This window comes from Kocuria sp. CPCC 205258 (genome assembly GCF_040981005.1).
Taxonomy (GTDB): domain Bacteria; phylum Actinomycetota; class Actinomycetes; order Actinomycetales; family Micrococcaceae; genus Kocuria; species Kocuria rosea.
The window spans coordinates 51,795-66,512 of the sequence record NZ_JAVKPS010000007.1 but is presented as its reverse complement, the minus strand read 5'-3'; the positions used below and the strand labels follow the sequence as shown (position 1 = coordinate 66,512).

Genomic DNA, 14,718 nt, shown 5'->3' with positions numbered 1-14,718 from the left:
GCGGCGGCCGCGGAGCGTCCCCCGCCGCACGGCGGGGGACGGCGGGGCGGGGGCCGCCGGCGCCCGGCTACTGGGTGGTGGCGCGGACCGCCTCCGTGAGCTGGCGCGCGGCCTGCACCACGACCTCGGCGTGCAGCCGGCCCGGCTGGCGGGTGAGCCGTTCGATCGGCCCGGAGATCGACACCGCGGCGATCACCCGGCCCGAGGGCCCGCGCACCGGGGCCGAGACGGAGGCGATGCCCGGTTCGCGCTCGCCCAGCGACTGCGCCCACCCCCGGCGGCGCACCCCGGCCAGCACGGTCGCGGAGAACCGCGCGTGGCGCAGGCCCTCGAGCAGGCGGTCGTGGTCCTCCCACGCGACGAGCACCTGCGCGGCGGAGCCCGCCTTCATCGACAGCTGCGTGCCCACCGGGATCGTGTCCCGCAGCCCGATCGGCCGCTCGGCGGAGGCCACGCACACGCGCCAGTCGCCCTGCCGGCGGAAGATCTGCGCGGACTCCCCGGTGGCGTCCCGCAGATTCATCAGGACGGGGCCGGCGGCCGCGATCAGGCGGTCCTCGCCGGCCGCGGACGCCAGCTCCACGAGCCGGGAGCCGAGCACGAACCGGCCCTGGATGTCCCGTCCCACGAACCGGTGGTGGGCCAGTGCCACGGCCAGCCGGTGCACGGTGGGCCGGGCGAGGCCCGTGGCACTCACCAGCTGGGCCAGCGTCGCCGGCCCCGCCTCGAGGGCGTCCAGGATCATCGCGGCCTTGTCGACCACCCCCACCCCGCTGGGCGCGGTGGTCGCGGTCAGCGCGAGCGACTCCCCGGTGCCCTGCCCGCCCAGCGGCGTGCCGAGCGGGGCGCCGGACGGGTCCATGTGTCCAGATGTGTCCATGCACTGATACTGACGTCTCAGAATGTGAGAAGCAAGCTCGAAAGCTGGCCCGTCGCGAGCCGGGCGCCGACCATGGAGGAAACACGTTGCACAGGCAGCACGGAAGGATCCGCCATGCCGGAATACCAGTCCTCGACCCCCTCCACGACCTCCGCCGCGCCCTCCGGGCCCCGGGGAGGGCGCACCCTCGCCGAGAAGGTCTGGGCGGACCACCTCGTGCGCCAGGGCGAGGACGGGCGGCCGGACCTGCTCTACATCGACCTCCACCTGCTCCACGAGGTCACCTCGCCGCAGGCCTTCGAGGGGCTGCGCCTGGCGGGCCGCCCGCTGCGCCGGCCCGAGCTCACGATCGCCACCGAGGACCACAACACGCCCACGCAGGACATCTTCTCCCGCATCGCCGACGACACGTCCCGCAAGCAGATCGAGACCCTGCGGGCCAACTGCGCCGAGTTCGGCGTGCGCCTGCACCCGCTCGGGGACGCCGAGCAGGGCATCGTGCACGTGGTGGGCCCCCAGCTGGGCCTCACCCAGCCCGGGATGACCGTGGTCTGCGGCGACTCCCACACCTCCACCCACGGCGCGTTCGGCGCCCTGGCCTTCGGCATCGGCACCTCCGAGGTCGAGCACGTGATGGCCACCCAGACGCTGCCGCTCGCCCCGTTCCGGACCATGGCCATCAACGTCGAGGGCACGCTGCGCCCGGGGGTGTCCGCCAAGGACATCATCCTGGCCGTGATCGCCAAGATCGGCACCGGCGGCGGACAGGGCTACGTCCTGGAGTACCGGGGCTCGGCCATCCGCGCCCTGTCCATGGAGGCCCGGATGACCATCTGCAACATGTCGATCGAGGCCGGTGCCCGCGCGGGCATGATCGCCCCCGACGACACCACGTTCGACTACGTCCAGGGCCGCCCGCACGCGCCGCAGGGCGCCGACTGGGACGCGGCCGTCGAGTACTGGCGGACCCTGCGCACCGACGAGGACGCCGTCTTCGACGCCGAGGTCTTCCTCGACGCGGACGAGCTCGAGCCGTTCGTCACCTGGGGCACCAACCCCGGCCAGGGCGTCCCCCTGTCCCAGGCCGTCCCCGACCCCGAGGACATCGGGGACGAGAACGACAAGGCAAACGCCCGCCGGGCCCTCGAGTACATGGGCCTGGCCGCCGGCACCCCGATGAAGGAGATCCCGGTGGACACCGTCTTCCTGGGCTCCTGCACCAACTCCCGGATCGAGGACCTGCGGGCGGCGGCGGAGATCGTCAAGGGCCGCGCCAAGGCGCAGAACGTCCGGATGATGGTGGTGCCGGGCTCGGCCAAGGTGCGGCTGCAGGCCGAGGCCGAGGGCCTGGACCGGGTGTTCAAGGACTTCGGCGCGGACTGGCGCTTCGCGGGCTGCTCGATGTGCCTGGGCATGAACCCGGACCAGCTCGCCCCCGGCGAGCGGTGCGCCTCGACGTCGAACCGCAACTTCGAGGGCCGGCAGGGCAAGGGCGGGCGCACCCACCTCGTCTCCCCCGTGGTGGCCGCCGCCACCGCGGTGCGCGGCACGCTGTCCTCCCCGTCCGACCTCGAGCCCGCCGGCGCCCCCACGGACCTCGCGTCCGCCGGCGCCTGAGCCCTCGACCCGTAGCCCAGAAAGGCCCTGCCATGGAGAAGTTCACCACCCACCGGGGTGTCGGCGTCCCGCTGCGCCAGTCCAACGTGGACACCGACCAGATCATCCCGGCCGTCTACCTCAAGCGGATCACCAAGACCGGCTTCGAGGACGCCCTGTTCGCCGCCTGGCGCAAGAACGAGGACTTCGTGCTCAACCGGGAGCCGTACCGGCACGGCTCCGTGCTGGTGGCCGGGCCCGACTTCGGCACCGGCTCCTCCCGGGAGCACGCGGTGTGGGCGCTGCGCGACTACGGCTTCCAGGCCGTCATCTCCTCCCGGTTCGCGGACATCTTCCGCGGCAACTCGGGCAAGCAGGGGCTGCTGGCCGCACAGGTCGACCAGGCGGACGTCGAGCTGCTGTGGAAGCTGATCGAGGAGCACCCCGGCACCGAGATCGAGGTCGACCTCGAGTCCCGCACGGTGACGTGCGACACGGTGACGGTGCCGTTCACGATCGACGACTACACGCGCTGGCGCCTCATGGAGGGCCTCGACGACATCGGCCTCACCCTCCAGCGCGAGGAGGACATCGCCGCGTTCGAGGCGGGCCGACCCGCCTTCAAGCCGACCACGATGCCCGCCCGCACCTGACCCCGTCACGCCCGGCACGGCCCGGCGGAGCCTCCCACGGCCCGCCGGGCCGTCGTGCTGTCCCGGACACGCACGACGCCCGCCCCTGTGCGGGGGCCCGCGCCGGGGAACCTACACTGTACGGGTGCCGCTCCCGCTCGGGGGTGGCCCGGCAACAGCAGATCGGAAGGTCATGAGCAGCGCACTGCACATCACGGGCGGAATCCCCCTGTCCGGGCAGGTCACCGTGCGAGGTGCCAAGAACCTCGTCCCCAAGGCCATGGTGGCCGCCCTCCTGGGCTCCACACCGTCCGTCCTGGAGAACGTGCCCCAGATCAAGGACGTCCAGGTCGTCACCAACCTGCTGGCGCTGCACGGGGTCGACGTGGGGCGCGAGGACGGCCGGCTGTCCCTGGACCCCTGCAACGTCACCACGGCGCGGCACGCCGACATCGACGCCCACGCCGGGGACTCGCGGATCCCGATCCTGCTGTGCGGGCCCCTGCTGCACGCCATCGGCGAGGCGTTCATCCCCGACCTCGGCGGGTGCAAGATCGGCGACCGGCCCATCAACTACCACCTCGACGTGCTGCGCCACTTCGGCGCCCGTGTCGAGAAGCTGGAGTCCGGGATCCGGATGAGCGCCCCGCACGGCCTGCACGGCGCCAAGGTCGAGCTGCCCTACCCCTCGGTCGGCGCGACCGAGCAGGTGCTGCTCACCGCCACCCGGGCCGACGGCCACACCGAGCTGCGCGGCGCCGCCACCGAGCCCGAGATCATGGACCTCATCGCGATCCTGCAGAAGATGGGCGCCATCATCACCGTCCAGACCGACCGGGTGATCCGCATCGAGGGCGTCCCCGAGCTCACCGGCTACCGGCACCGGGCCATGCCGGACCGCATCGAGGCCGCCTCCTGGGGCTCCGCCGCGCTGGCCACCGGCGGCGACATCTTCGTGGCCGGGGCCCGGCAGTCCGACATGATGACCTTCCTCAACACGTTCCGCAAGATCGGCGGGGGCCTCGACATCCGGGAGGAGGGCATCCGCTTCTACCACCCCGGCGGGGACCTCAACCCGCTCATCGTGGAGACCGACGTCCACCCCGGCTTCATGACCGACTGGCAGCAGCCGCTCGTGGTCGCCCTGACCCAGGCCACGGGCGTGTCCATCGTGCACGAGACCGTCTACGAGAACCGCTTCGGCTTCACCGCCGCCCTCAACCGGATGGGGGCCACGATCCAGCTGCACCGCGAGTGCCTGGGCTCCGTGCCGTGCCGCTTCGGCCAGCGCAACTTCGTGCACTCGGCCGTGATCTCCGGGCCCACCCCGCTGCAGGCCTCCGAGATCAACATCCCCGACCTCCGCGGCGGCTTCTCCCACCTCATCGCGGCGATGGCCGCCGAGGGCACGTCCCACGTCACCGGCGTGGAGCTCATCGAGCGCGGCTACGAGCACTTCACCGACAAGCTGACGGGGCTCGGGGCGTCCTTCGAGCTCGACGGCGAGTGAGCCGGGCCCGCCGATGAGCCGCACCTCGAACCGCCGCCTGTTCCGCGTGCTCGCGGGCGTCGTCAAGCCGGCCTACCGGCTGGCGGCCCGGCTGCGCTGGACGGGGGAGGAGCACCTGCCCGCCGAGGGCGGGTTCATCGTGGTGCCCAACCACCTCACCGAGCTCGACCCCCTGACGGTCGCGATCACGCTCTACGACAACGGGATCATGCCGCGGTTCCTGGCGAAGGAGTCCCTGTTCCGCGCCCCCGGGGTGGGGACGGTGCTCCGGGCCACCGGCCAGGTCCCCGTGCTGCGCGGCACGGCCGACGCCGCGGCGGCGCTCACGGCCGCCCGCGCCGAGCTCGCCTCCGGCGGTGCCGTGGTGATCTACCCCGAGGGCACCCTCACCCGGGACCCGGACCGGTGGCCGATGACCGGGCACACGGGCGCCGCGCGCCTGGCCCTCGCGACCGGGGCCCCGGTGGTCCCGGTGGCGCACTGGGGGGACCAGGAGGTCCTCGACCACGACCGCTCCACCGGCCGGCGCACGGTCAGCCTGTTCCCCCGGAAGGACGTGCGCGTGCGGATCGGCCCGCCCGTGGACCTCACCCCGTGGCGGGACGACGTCCCCGACCTGACCCATCCGGTGGGCCGCCACGCGGCGCGGCTCGAGGACGCCACCGACGCCGTCATGCGCGCCGTGACCCGGGAGCTCGCGGTGCTGCGCGGCACGGACGCGCCGGCGGCCCTCTGGGACCGGCGCCGGTGAGGCCGCCCGTGACGCCCCCCGAGACCGCCGCGGCCCCTGCCGGCGGCCTGCCCGCCGCCGGGCCGCGGAGGATCGCCGTGCTGGGCGCCGGGTCCTGGGGCACGACCTTCGCCAAGATCCTCGCCGACAGCGCCCGCGAGTCCGCCCACGCCCGGGCCGAGCCGATCGGGCGGACCGTGGCCCTCTGGGGACGCAGCGCCCCCGCGATGGACCACACCGCGCGCACCCGCGTCAACGACCGCTACGTGCCCGGCATCCGGCTGCCCGAGCGCCTGGAGATCACCGCCGACCTTGCCGCCGCGGTGCGCGGCGCGGACCTCGTGGTCCTCGCCGTGCCCGCCCAGTCCCTGCGCGCCCAGCTGACCGCCGTGGCCGGGCACCTCGAGCGCGACGCCGTGGTGCTGTCCCTCGCCAAGGGTCTCGAGCGGGACACGGGCCTGCGGATGAGCGAGGTCGTCGCCGAGGAGCTGGGACGGGCCACCGGGCTGGGCCCCCGGCACTGGCGGGCGCGCACGTGCGTGCTGTCCGGGCCCAACCTGGCCATGGAGATCGCCGAGGAGCAGCCCACGGCCTCCGTCGTGGCGGCCCCCGCCACGGACCTGGCCACCTGGGTGGCCCACGCCTGCCGGACCCGCTACTTCCGCCCCTACACGAACACGGACGTGGTGGGCACCGAGATCGGCGGCGTCGTCAAGAACGTCATCGCCCTCGGGGTGGGCATCGCCGACGGCCGCCACTTCGGGGAGAACTCGAAGGCCTCCATCATCACCCGCGGGCTCGCCGAGACGACCCGGCTCGCGCTCGCCCTCGGCGGGAGGCTGGAGACCCTCTCCGGCCTCGCCGGACTGGGCGACCTCGTGGCCACCTGCTCCTCCCCGCTGTCCCGCAACCGCACCGCGGGCCGGCTCCTCGGCCTGGGCCTCACCCCGGCGGAGGTCCAGGAGGAGATGACCCAGACCGCCGAGGGCATCAAGTCCGCCCCCGCCGTGCTCGCCCTGGCCCGCCGCCACGGCGTGGACATGCCCATCACCGAGGCCGTCGTGGCCATCCTCCGCGAGGAGATCACCATCGACGACGTGGCCCCGCTCCTGCTGGGCCGCGAGATCAAATCCGAAGGGACCGCCCCATGACCCCCCGCCCCTGCGTCGCCGTGCTGTTCGGCGGACGCTCCAGCGAGCACTCCATCTCCCTCATCACCGCCCTCGGGGTCCTGCGCGCCATCGACCGGGACAAGTGGGACGTGGTGACCGTCGGCATCGCCACCTCCGGCGAGTGGTTCCTCTGCCCGCAGGAGGAGCTGGAGGCGCTGCTGGACGCGAACCCGATCGCCGAGCTGCCCGTGGGCGACGAGCTCGTGAGCCTGCCGCTGAAGGTCGGGGAGAGCGAGCTCATCGTGCGCCAGGACGGTCCCTGCGGGCAGACCGTCAGCCGGGACCGGCACATCGACGTGGTGCTGCCCCTGCTGCACGGGCCCTTCGGCGAGGACGGCACCCTGCAGGGTCTGCTCGAGCTCGCCGACCTGCGCTACGTGGGCTGCGGGGTCACGGCCTCCGCGGTGGGGATGGACAAGCACTTCATGAAGCTCGCCTTCGAGGCGGCGGGCCTGGCGGTGGGCCCCTACACCGTGGTGACCGACCGGCAGTGGGCCGTGGACCCCCAGGACGTGCGCGAGCGCATCGCCGCGCTGGGCTTCCCCGTGTTCGTCAAGCCCGCCCGGGCGGGATCCTCCTTCGGCATCACGAAGGTGGAGCGCGCCGAGGATCTGGACGCCGCGATCGAGACCGCCCGCGAGCACGACCGCAAGCTGGTGGTCGAGGCGGGGATCGTGGGGCGGGAGATCGAGTGCGCCGTCCTCCAGGGCCGCGGGACCGCCGCCGCCCGGACCTCCATGCCCGGCGAGATCGAGATCGTCGACGAGCACGCGTTCTACGACTTCGAGGCGAAGTACGTCTCCCAGGCCTCCGCCAGACTCAGCTGCCCAGCGGACCTGCCGCAGGAGGCGATCGGGACGATCCGCCGCAGCGCCGTGACCGCGTTCGAGGCGCTGGACGGGGAGGGCCTGTGCCGGGCCGACTTCTTCTACACCCCCGACGGGCGGGTGGTCATCAACGAGATCAACACGATGCCCGGGTTCACGCCGATCTCGATGTACCCCCGGATGTGGGCCGCCTCCGGGCTCGACTACGCCGAGCTGATCGACGAGCTCCTGGGCCTCGCCCTGGAACGGCCGGTCGGGCTGCGCTGAGCCGCGGCACGCCACCGGGGGCGGAGCCCCCGGCTCACGCAGCGGGCGACGCGGTGACGACGACGTTCTTGCCGATCGCGTCCTGGGTGTAGCAGCTGATCAGCACGATGCGGTTCGGGACGATCCGCCAGATCTCGCTGTCCTTCAGCGTGTCCTTCTCGTAGGTGGTCACCGAGTCCACCACGTAGTCGAGGGTCCCGTCCACGGTCTCGACCTCGAGCTCCTCCCCGACCAGGGCCGGGTCGCTCAGCTTGTTGAAGGGCAGCTCCACCTTGTCGTAGCTGTGCCCCGCGATGTACGTGGTGTTGGTCGACCCCTCGCCGGGCATCCCGTACGGCGTGAGCCGGTAGCCGCTGTAGGTCTGCGGCGGCACGAGCGAGCCGCCCTCGAGGTCCTCGTCGGTCGGGTCGTAGGGGAGCACGTCGGCGTCGAAGCCGACCGCGTCGATGCTCAGGCGCACCGGCGACGCCGCGGCAGGCACGTGCCCCAGGAGGTGCTGGGCGAGGAACCACTGGTTCATGAGCGCCACCCACAGCACGGCGGCGCACAGCGTCACCACCGCCGCCCGCCGGGCCAGGGGATCCCTCTCCTCGGCCGGGACGGGGCGCGGCGGTCCCGCCACGGTGCTCGTTGCCATGCTGTGCTGTCCTCCTCCGACGTGACCTGTTCTCCGACCCGGCGCGTTCCGCCGGGGTCGGTGCCGTGCCGGCGCCGCCCCGCGGGCGCCACCGGCACGGCACGCGGCTCAGGCGCCGCTGCGCCCGAGCCTCCGGGCCCGGTACGCGAGCGCACCGGGAAGGGCCACTGCCGCCGCGAGCAGCGCCGTGAGCAGGCCGGCGCCGGCCGCCTGCCCCATCGGTGCCGCGGTGAGGCGGGTGTCCACGTTGAGCCCCGGGTTCGCGGCCCCGGCGATGGCCTCCTGGGGCGCGAGCTCCGGGACCACCTCCTGCTGGACCGCGGCTGCGGCCGGCGCGGCGGGTGCCGCGTCGGACAGCGCCGGTGCCTCCGGCGCCACGTCGGCGACGAACGGAGCCGGCGCCGGCGCCTCCGCCGGTGCGGGCAGGACCTCCTCGGCGGCCGGCACGTCCACGGGCGCGGCAGCCGGGACGTCCACGGGCGCGGCGACCGGGACGTCCGCGAGGGCCGCGGCCGGCAGCTCGGGCGCCGCCACGTCGGCGACGACCGGTGCGGGCTCGGCGACCGGGACCTCCGCCGGTGCGGGCGGAGCCGCCTCGGCGACCAGGACCTCGGCGACCGGGACGTCCGCGGGCACCGCGGCCGGCAGCTCCGCCACGGCACCGGCCACCTCGGTGGATGCGGCCGCGCCCGGTGGGGCGTCGACCGGCGGGGCGTCGCCAGGTGCCGCGACGGCCGCCGGGACGCCCAGGAACAGGCCCCCCACCAGCACGGTCGCCGAGGCACCGGCAACAGCCAGTCTTCTCGTAGTTGTCATGTCGATGCGTCTCCTGTACTCCGTAGTCGGCCCGGGCCCACCCCAGGACCGCCAGCGCGCCGCACGGCCCCACCGGGGTCCTTGCCGCGCCCCCGCGCGGACGGACCCCCGTCACGTCGTGCCGCTCGTCGTTCGGCGCGGACGGGGCGTGCGCCCGTCCCGCGGAGCCGGAACCCCCTGCCGAAGAACAGCTGTGCTGTTAACTATCGTCCACATCCCGGCATTAGCAAGGGTGAACTGTTACGTGACGGGAGGAGTCCCGGCCTTCGGCACCGGACCCGGCGAGCGCCGCCGGCCCCCTCGTGACCGGTCCGCCGGGGGTCCTCTGCGGCCGTCCCGGTCCGTGCGGGTGAGGGGACAGCACTAGTGGGGACACGGATCGGGTCGCCGCCACCATTCGCTTGCGCACATGATGGGGGAGGGACGTGGTCCCGCGGCGGCCGTCCGGGGGGACGGGCGCCCCGACAGGGGGAATTCGATGACGTCCGCGGTGCTCGAGGCCGAGAACCTGGTCAAGATCTACGGCCGGGGGGACACCCGTTTCGCCGCGCTGCGGGGCGTGGACCTGCGCATCGGGCACGGGGAGTCCGTCGCCGTCGTCGGGAAGTCCGGCTCGGGCAAGTCGACCCTGATGCACCTGCTCGCGCTGCTCGACGCGCCCACCCGCGGCACGGTGTCCCTGGACGGCAGGCCGGCGGCGTCGATGACGGCCCGTGAGCTCAACGAGACGCGCAACGCCGCGTTCGGGTTCGTGTTCCAGCAGTTCTACCTGACCCCGGACCAGACGGTCCTGGACAACGTGGTGCTGCCGCTGCGCATCGCCGGGGTCCGCCCCGGGGCGCGCCGGCGCCGCGCCCTGGACGTGCTGGAGCGCCTGGACGTGGCGGAGAAGGCCTCCAGCCGTGCCGCCGACCTGTCGGGCGGGCAGAAGCAGCGGGTCGCGATCGCCCGGGCCCTGGTCAACGACCCCTCCGTGATCTTCGCCGACGAGCCCACGGGCAACCTCGACTCGGCCACCGGCGCGGTGGTCCAGGACCTCCTGCTCGAGCTCCACCGGGAGCGCGGCATCACCCTCGTCGTCGTCACCCACGACGAGGACCTCGCCCGGCGCTGCGGACGCCAGGTGCACCTGCACGACGGTCTCGTCGTGGACGCCCCCGCACCCCGGCAGGCCCCCGCCGCCGGGACGCACGACGCAGGAGGGGACGATGCCGGAGGGGACGACGCCGCCGCGGACGACGAGGTCGTCGTCGGAGCGGTCGGAGGTGCCCGGTGAGGTGGTCCGACCTGCTGGCCTCGGCGGTCGCCAACACCGCGCGCGCCAGGATCCGCGCCACCCTGACCGTGCTCGCCGTCTTCATCGGTGCGTTCGCCCTGACCCTCACCTCCGGCATGGGCACCGGGGTGAACCGGTACATCGACGACACCGTGGCGGCGTTCGGCGACGCCGACGCGCTCTACGTCCAGAAGTCGCAGCCCCTCATCGAGCTGTCCTCGACCTCGGGCCCGCGGGAGTACGACCCCGACACCACCCGGATCCGGACGGGGTTCGGCGTGTCCTTCGAAGGGCTGACCCCCGAGGACATCGAGGTCATCGAGGACCTGGACGGGGTGCGCTCCGTGAAGCCGATGTACTCCGTGGCCCCCACCTACCTGGAGGCCGCCGACGGCAGCCGGTTCCAGCTCTCCCCGGGGATCCCCGTCGACGCCGTGGGCCTGCAGATGGTGGCCGGCGGAGCGCCCACCGCGGGCCGGGACGAGATCGCGGTCCCCGACAGCTGGATCGCCGACCTGGGCTTCTCCTCCGCGCAGGAGGCCGTCGGGGGCCGCGTCGACGTGGTCATGACCAACATGGCGGAGCAGGACCGGGCGTTCCCCGCCACGATCTCCGGGGTGACGCAGGCCAGTCTCGTCGGGACCTCCCTGAACCCCATCCCGTCGGACACGTTCAACGAGCGGCTCTACGACTACCAGGTCAGCGGCGTCCCGGAGGAGGTCCCGGAGAGCTTCGCGATGGCCACGGTCACGGTCGAGGACATGGCCCTGGCCCCCGGGATCCAGGCGCGGCTGGAGGAGCAGGACATGCTCGGGCTCACCGTGGAGGACCAGCTCGGCATGTTCCGCGCCGTCATCAACGCCATCGTGTGGATCCTCAACGCCTGCGCCGTCATCGCGCTCGTGGCCGCCGGGCTCGGCATCGTCAACACCCTGCTGATGTCGGTCCAGGAGCGGACCCGGGAGATCGGCCTGATGAAGGCCATGGGGATGAGCGGGGGCAGGGTCTTCGGCCTGTTCTCCCTCGAGGCCGTCTTCATCGGGTTCCTCGGGGCGGTCGTCGGCGCCGTCACGGGCGTCGTCGGCGGCTCGGCCCTGAGCGGGGCGCTGGCCGACGGGTTCCTGTCCGGGCTGCCGGGGCTGTCGCTGTTCGCGTTCGAGTCGTGGCGGGTGGCCCTGATCGTGCTCTCGGTCATGGGGATCGCGTTCCTGGCCGGGACGATCCCCGCCGTCCGGGCCGCGCGGAAGGACCCCATCGCCTCCCTGCGCCACGAGTGAGCGGGCGGGCCCGGGGCGGGTGCCGCGGCCGTCAGCCCTCGCACTCGATGCAGTACCGGGCGCCGTCCTGATCGCGGGCGAGCTGGCTGCGGTGGCGGACCAGGAAGCAGGACATGCAGGTGAACTCGTCGTCCTGCTCGGGCACCACCTGGATGAGCAGCTCCTCCTGGGACAGGTCCGCCCCCGGCAGGTCGATGCCCTCCGCCGTGTCCGAGTCGTCGACGTCGATCGCCGGGCTCTGCGCGGTGGCGCTGCGCTGCGCCTGGATCACCTCGAGGGACTCGTTGGCGGGCTCGTCCTCGGGCTTGACGCGGGGCTCGTCGTAATCGGTGGCCACGGATGTGCCTCCTTCTGGCGTGGTGGTGGGGCGCGGTGCGCTCGCGTGCGTGTCCACGCCACAACCGGGCGGGGCACGGGCCTATTCCCGAGCCCCCGGGACGTCCTGGGGGAGGGGGCGGACCCCTCCGTCCGGCCCCGGCTCAGAGGCCCTCCACGGTGTCCTGGAGGTCCAGGCACCGGCGCTCGGCGGGGATCTGCTCCACCGCGGAGCCCAGCTCGACCAGCAGGGTGGAGGAGGCCACGGCGGTGCTGTCGAAGACCACCTCGACGGCCGGGTCCCGGCCGTAGGTCGTGGCGGTCCAGGTGCTCCCGTCCTCGTCCTGGCGGATCAGCCAGTCGACGTCGTTGACGGAGGAGCAGGCGTCCGTGGTGGGCCCGGGCGGGGTCACGCCGCACCGCACGACCGCCGCCGTGGGCTCGCCGTAGGCCGTGGTGGCCTGGCTGGTGGTCTCGCGCCTCTCGTGCTCGCCGACGGTCTCCGGCATGGCCAGCATCGCCGGGGCGCACCCCGGGTCGGCGGCGTTCTCGGCGGGGTCCACGGTGACGGCGGGGGAGCACCCCGCGAGGACCGCCACCAGGGCTCCCGCCCCCAGCAGGGCGCGGGCGGATCGGGACAGGGAGGGCGAGGGCATGCCCCCAGCGTAATCCTCGGGGGCGCCCGTTCCCGCGTCCGGGGCCGTCGTTAGGATGAGCGCCATGACCCGACCCCCAGCGGAGCCGTCCCCCGTGCCCGACGCCCCGCCCGGTCCGGGGCCCACCGTCGGGGAGCTCTCCGAGGCCGAGCTGCTGGCCCGGGTGCTCCCGCTGCTCCTGCGCCCCGCGGCCCCCCGCCCCGGAGCGGACCTGGTGCTGCTCGGCCCCGGCGACGACTGCGCCGTGGTCGCGGCCCCGGACGGGCGGTACGTGATCACCACGGACACCCAGGTGCAGGACCAGGACTTCCGGCTCGCCTGGACCGGCGGCGCGGTCACCACGGGCTACGACACCGGGGTGAAGTGCGCGGCGCAGAACCTCGCCGACGTCGCCGCGATGGGCGCCGTCCCGTCGGCCGCCGTCGTCTCGCTCACCCTGCCGCCGGGCACGCCCGTGTCCTGGCCCGAGGACTTCGCCCGCGGCCTCGTGGCCGGGTTCGAGGCCATGGGCGCGGACCGCTGCGCCGTGGTCGGCGGGGACCTGGGCGCCGGCCGGGAGCTGTCGGTCACCGCCACGGTGACGGGCGACCTCGAGGGCCGGGACCCGGTGCGCCGCTCCGGAGCGGGCGAGGGCGGCACGGTGGCGCTCGCCGGGACCACGGGACGGGCGGCCGCGGGCGTGGCGCTGCTCGAGGACGGCCGCTACCGGCCCGGCCGGGACGCGCTCCTGGACGGGCTCGCGGCGGCGCAGCTGCGGCCGTGCGCCCCGGTGACCGCCGGCCCCGCGGCCGCCCACGCCGGCGCCACCGCGATGATCGACCTCTCCGACGGCCTGCTCCGCGACGCCGGGCGGGTCGCGGCCGCCAGCGGCGTCGTCGTCGACCTCGACGGCGCGGCCGTGGCCGGCCTCGCCGAGCCCCTGCGCCCGGCCGCCCGGCTGCTCGGCGCGGACCCCCGCGACTGGGTGCTGACCGGGGGCGAGGACCACGGGCTGCTCGCCGTCTTCCCCCGGGGCGTGCCGCTGCCCGGGATGTTCCGTGCGATAGGCTCGTGTGCGCCCGCGCCCCCCGCGCACGACGACACCCTCCCCCGGGTGCTGCTCGACGGACGAGCGCCGCACCTCGCTCTCGGGCACCCGGTCGGCGAAGGATGGGATCACTTTGAACCATAGGATCGGATCGAACGCGGCCGTCATGCGGCGGTGGCTCGACCTGGCCCACCGTGATCTCGTGCGCCACAGCCCCGTCCTGAACGCCCTCAACGTCTTCCCGGTCGCGGACGCCGACACCGGGACCAACCTCGCGACCACCGTGCGCGCCGCCGCCGAGGCCGCCGCCGTGCTCGAGACCGGCGACGTCGGGGAGCTGCTCTCCCTCGCCGGCCAGGCCGCCCTCGAGGAGGCCCGCGGCAACTCGGGCACCCTGTTCTCCGTCTTCCTCACGGCCGTGGGCCGCTCCCTCGAGGGGAGCACCAGGATGAGCGCCGAGTCCGTCCGGCTGGCCCTGCACGCCGGCCACGTGCGCGCCTGGAGCGTCCTGACGGACCCCGTGGACGGGACCATGCTCTCCGTCCTGGAGGCCGCCGCCGCCGTGCCCGTGCCGCAGGGCGTGGAGGACGGGTCCAACCAGCAGCTCAAGGAGTTCCTGGCCGGCGTCAGCACCGCCGCCCGCGCCGCGGTCCTCGTCACGCCGGACCAGCTCGAGATCCTGCGCGAGACCGGCACGGTCGACGCCGGCGCCCTGGGCATGCTCGTGGTCTTCGACGCCCTGGCCCGCACCGTGGGCGGCGACGACGCCGGCGACGAGAACGCCCTCGACGCGCTGATCGACGCCGCCGCGGCCCGGGCCGCCGGCGCCGGGGACGCCCCGCACACCGTGCACGGCGGCGTGGAGGTGATGTGCACCGTGGAGCTCACCCCGCTGGACGCCGCGGAGCTGCGCCACGAGCTCAGCGAGGTGGGCACCAGCGTGATCATGAGCGCGGTGACCGAGACGGGGGACGGCTACCGCTGGCGCGTGCACGTCCACGTGCCGCGGCCAGAGGACGCCCTCACGGTGATCGGCGCCCGCGGCAAGGCCGTGAACCTCACGGTGACCTCCCTCTCGGAGGCGGACGGATGAGGCACCC

At 74.2% G+C, this 14,718-nt stretch carries 15 protein-coding genes; 10 read left to right on the top strand and 5 right to left on the bottom strand.

Going from position 1 to position 14,718, the window contains the following annotated elements:
* Positions 1–67 precede the first annotated feature (67 nt).
* Positions 68–880: an IclR family transcriptional regulator gene (locus RF644_RS12800; protein ID WP_255219483.1), complete on the bottom strand. Its 813-nt coding sequence runs from the start codon at positions 878–880 to the stop codon at positions 68–70.
* Positions 881–994: 114 nt separating this feature from the next.
* Between RF644_RS12800 and leuC the strand changes: the two genes are divergently transcribed.
* From leuC to RF644_RS12770, 6 genes are all read left to right on the top strand, one after another.
* The gene (gene leuC, locus RF644_RS12795) at positions 995–2,497 is read left to right on the top strand and encodes a 3-isopropylmalate dehydratase large subunit (protein ID WP_368796782.1); all 1,503 of its coding nucleotides are present in this window, start codon (positions 995–997) and stop codon (positions 2,495–2,497) included.
* 32 nt (positions 2,498–2,529) lie between these two features.
* The gene (gene leuD / locus RF644_RS12790; protein WP_368796781.1) at positions 2,530–3,129 is read left to right on the top strand and encodes a 3-isopropylmalate dehydratase small subunit; all 600 of its coding nucleotides are present in this window, start codon (positions 2,530–2,532) and stop codon (positions 3,127–3,129) included.
* A gap of 172 nt (positions 3,130–3,301) precedes the next feature.
* The gene (gene murA / locus RF644_RS12785) at positions 3,302–4,618 is read left to right on the top strand and encodes a UDP-N-acetylglucosamine 1-carboxyvinyltransferase (protein WP_095651676.1); all 1,317 of its coding nucleotides are present in this window, start codon (positions 3,302–3,304) and stop codon (positions 4,616–4,618) included.
* 13 nt (positions 4,619–4,631) lie between these two features.
* The gene (locus tag RF644_RS12780) at positions 4,632–5,369 is read left to right on the top strand and encodes a lysophospholipid acyltransferase family protein (RefSeq protein WP_368796779.1); all 738 of its coding nucleotides are present in this window, start codon (positions 4,632–4,634) and stop codon (positions 5,367–5,369) included.
* Positions 5,370–5,377: 8 nt separating this feature from the next.
* Complete coding sequence (locus tag RF644_RS12775) at positions 5,378–6,499, top strand: NAD(P)H-dependent glycerol-3-phosphate dehydrogenase (protein WP_095651678.1); 1,122 nt, start codon at positions 5,378–5,380, stop codon at positions 6,497–6,499.
* On the top strand, positions 6,496–7,614 hold the full coding sequence (locus RF644_RS12770; RefSeq protein WP_017833190.1) for a D-alanine--D-alanine ligase family protein: 1,119 nt from the start codon (positions 6,496–6,498) through the stop codon (positions 7,612–7,614). Before RF644_RS12775 ends, RF644_RS12770 begins: the two co-directional genes overlap by 4 nt.
* A 34-nt stretch (positions 7,615–7,648) precedes the next feature.
* Here RF644_RS12770 and RF644_RS12765 read toward each other — a convergent pair whose 3' ends face one another.
* Together RF644_RS12765 and RF644_RS12760 are read right to left on the bottom strand one after the other, a co-directional pair.
* Positions 7,649–8,251, bottom strand: coding sequence for a class F sortase (locus RF644_RS12765; protein ID WP_368796778.1), 603 nt, complete (start codon positions 8,249–8,251; stop codon positions 7,649–7,651).
* 108 nt (positions 8,252–8,359) lie between these two features.
* Positions 8,360–9,067: a hypothetical protein gene (locus RF644_RS12760; RefSeq protein ID WP_368796777.1), complete on the bottom strand. Its 708-nt coding sequence runs from the start codon at positions 9,065–9,067 to the stop codon at positions 8,360–8,362.
* A gap of 478 nt (positions 9,068–9,545) precedes the next feature.
* Between RF644_RS12760 and RF644_RS12755 the strand changes: the two genes are divergently transcribed.
* Together RF644_RS12755 and RF644_RS12750 are read left to right on the top strand one after the other, a co-directional pair.
* Positions 9,546–10,343 (top strand): ABC transporter ATP-binding protein, encoded by a 798-nt coding sequence (locus RF644_RS12755; RefSeq protein WP_368796776.1) that lies wholly within the window; start codon positions 9,546–9,548, stop codon positions 10,341–10,343.
* The gene (locus RF644_RS12750) at positions 10,340–11,620 is read left to right on the top strand and encodes an ABC transporter permease (RefSeq protein ID WP_368796775.1); all 1,281 of its coding nucleotides are present in this window, start codon (positions 10,340–10,342) and stop codon (positions 11,618–11,620) included. Before RF644_RS12755 ends, RF644_RS12750 begins: the two co-directional genes overlap by 4 nt.
* 31 nt (positions 11,621–11,651) lie before the next feature.
* Here the strand turns inward: RF644_RS12750 and RF644_RS12745 are convergent, their stop codons facing one another.
* On the bottom strand, positions 11,652–11,957 hold the full coding sequence (locus tag RF644_RS12745; RefSeq protein ID WP_368796774.1) for a DUF4193 domain-containing protein: 306 nt from the start codon (positions 11,955–11,957) through the stop codon (positions 11,652–11,654).
* Positions 11,958–12,099: 142 nt separating this feature from the next.
* Positions 12,100–12,591 (bottom strand): DUF3515 family protein, encoded by a 492-nt coding sequence (locus tag RF644_RS12740; RefSeq protein ID WP_095651683.1) that lies wholly within the window; start codon positions 12,589–12,591, stop codon positions 12,100–12,102.
* A 64-nt stretch (positions 12,592–12,655) separates the two neighbouring features.
* Here RF644_RS12740 and thiL point away from each other — a divergent pair, with 64 nt between their 5' ends.
* Positions 12,656–13,762: a thiamine-phosphate kinase gene (gene thiL, locus RF644_RS12735; protein ID WP_368796773.1), complete on the top strand. Its 1,107-nt coding sequence runs from the start codon at positions 12,656–12,658 to the stop codon at positions 13,760–13,762.
* Positions 13,752–14,711 (top strand): DAK2 domain-containing protein, encoded by a 960-nt coding sequence (locus RF644_RS12730; RefSeq protein WP_306460801.1) that lies wholly within the window; start codon positions 13,752–13,754, stop codon positions 14,709–14,711. Before thiL ends, RF644_RS12730 begins: the two co-directional genes overlap by 11 nt.
* Positions 14,712–14,718 lie beyond the last annotated feature (7 nt).

Coding starts and splice junctions, on each gene's coding strand:
- RF644_RS12800 (WP_255219483.1), bottom strand. CDS start 880: ATGGACACATCTGGACACATGGACCCGTCCGGCGCCCCGCTCGGCACG.
- leuC (WP_368796782.1), top strand. CDS start 995: ATGCCGGAATACCAGTCCTCGACCCCCTCCACGACCTCCGCCGCGCCC.
- leuD (WP_368796781.1), top strand. CDS start 2,530: ATGGAGAAGTTCACCACCCACCGGGGTGTCGGCGTCCCGCTGCGCCAG.
- murA (WP_095651676.1), top strand. CDS start 3,302: ATGAGCAGCGCACTGCACATCACGGGCGGAATCCCCCTGTCCGGGCAG.
- RF644_RS12780 (WP_368796779.1), top strand. CDS start 4,632: ATGAGCCGCACCTCGAACCGCCGCCTGTTCCGCGTGCTCGCGGGCGTC.
- RF644_RS12770 (WP_017833190.1), top strand. CDS start 6,496: ATGACCCCCCGCCCCTGCGTCGCCGTGCTGTTCGGCGGACGCTCCAGC.
- RF644_RS12765 (WP_368796778.1), bottom strand. CDS start 8,251: ATGGCAACGAGCACCGTGGCGGGACCGCCGCGCCCCGTCCCGGCCGAG.
- RF644_RS12760 (WP_368796777.1), bottom strand. CDS start 9,067: ATGACAACTACGAGAAGACTGGCTGTTGCCGGTGCCTCGGCGACCGTG.
- RF644_RS12755 (WP_368796776.1), top strand. CDS start 9,546: ATGACGTCCGCGGTGCTCGAGGCCGAGAACCTGGTCAAGATCTACGGC.
- RF644_RS12740 (WP_095651683.1), bottom strand. CDS start 12,591: ATGCCCTCGCCCTCCCTGTCCCGATCCGCCCGCGCCCTGCTGGGGGCG.
- thiL (WP_368796773.1), top strand. CDS start 12,656: ATGACCCGACCCCCAGCGGAGCCGTCCCCCGTGCCCGACGCCCCGCCC.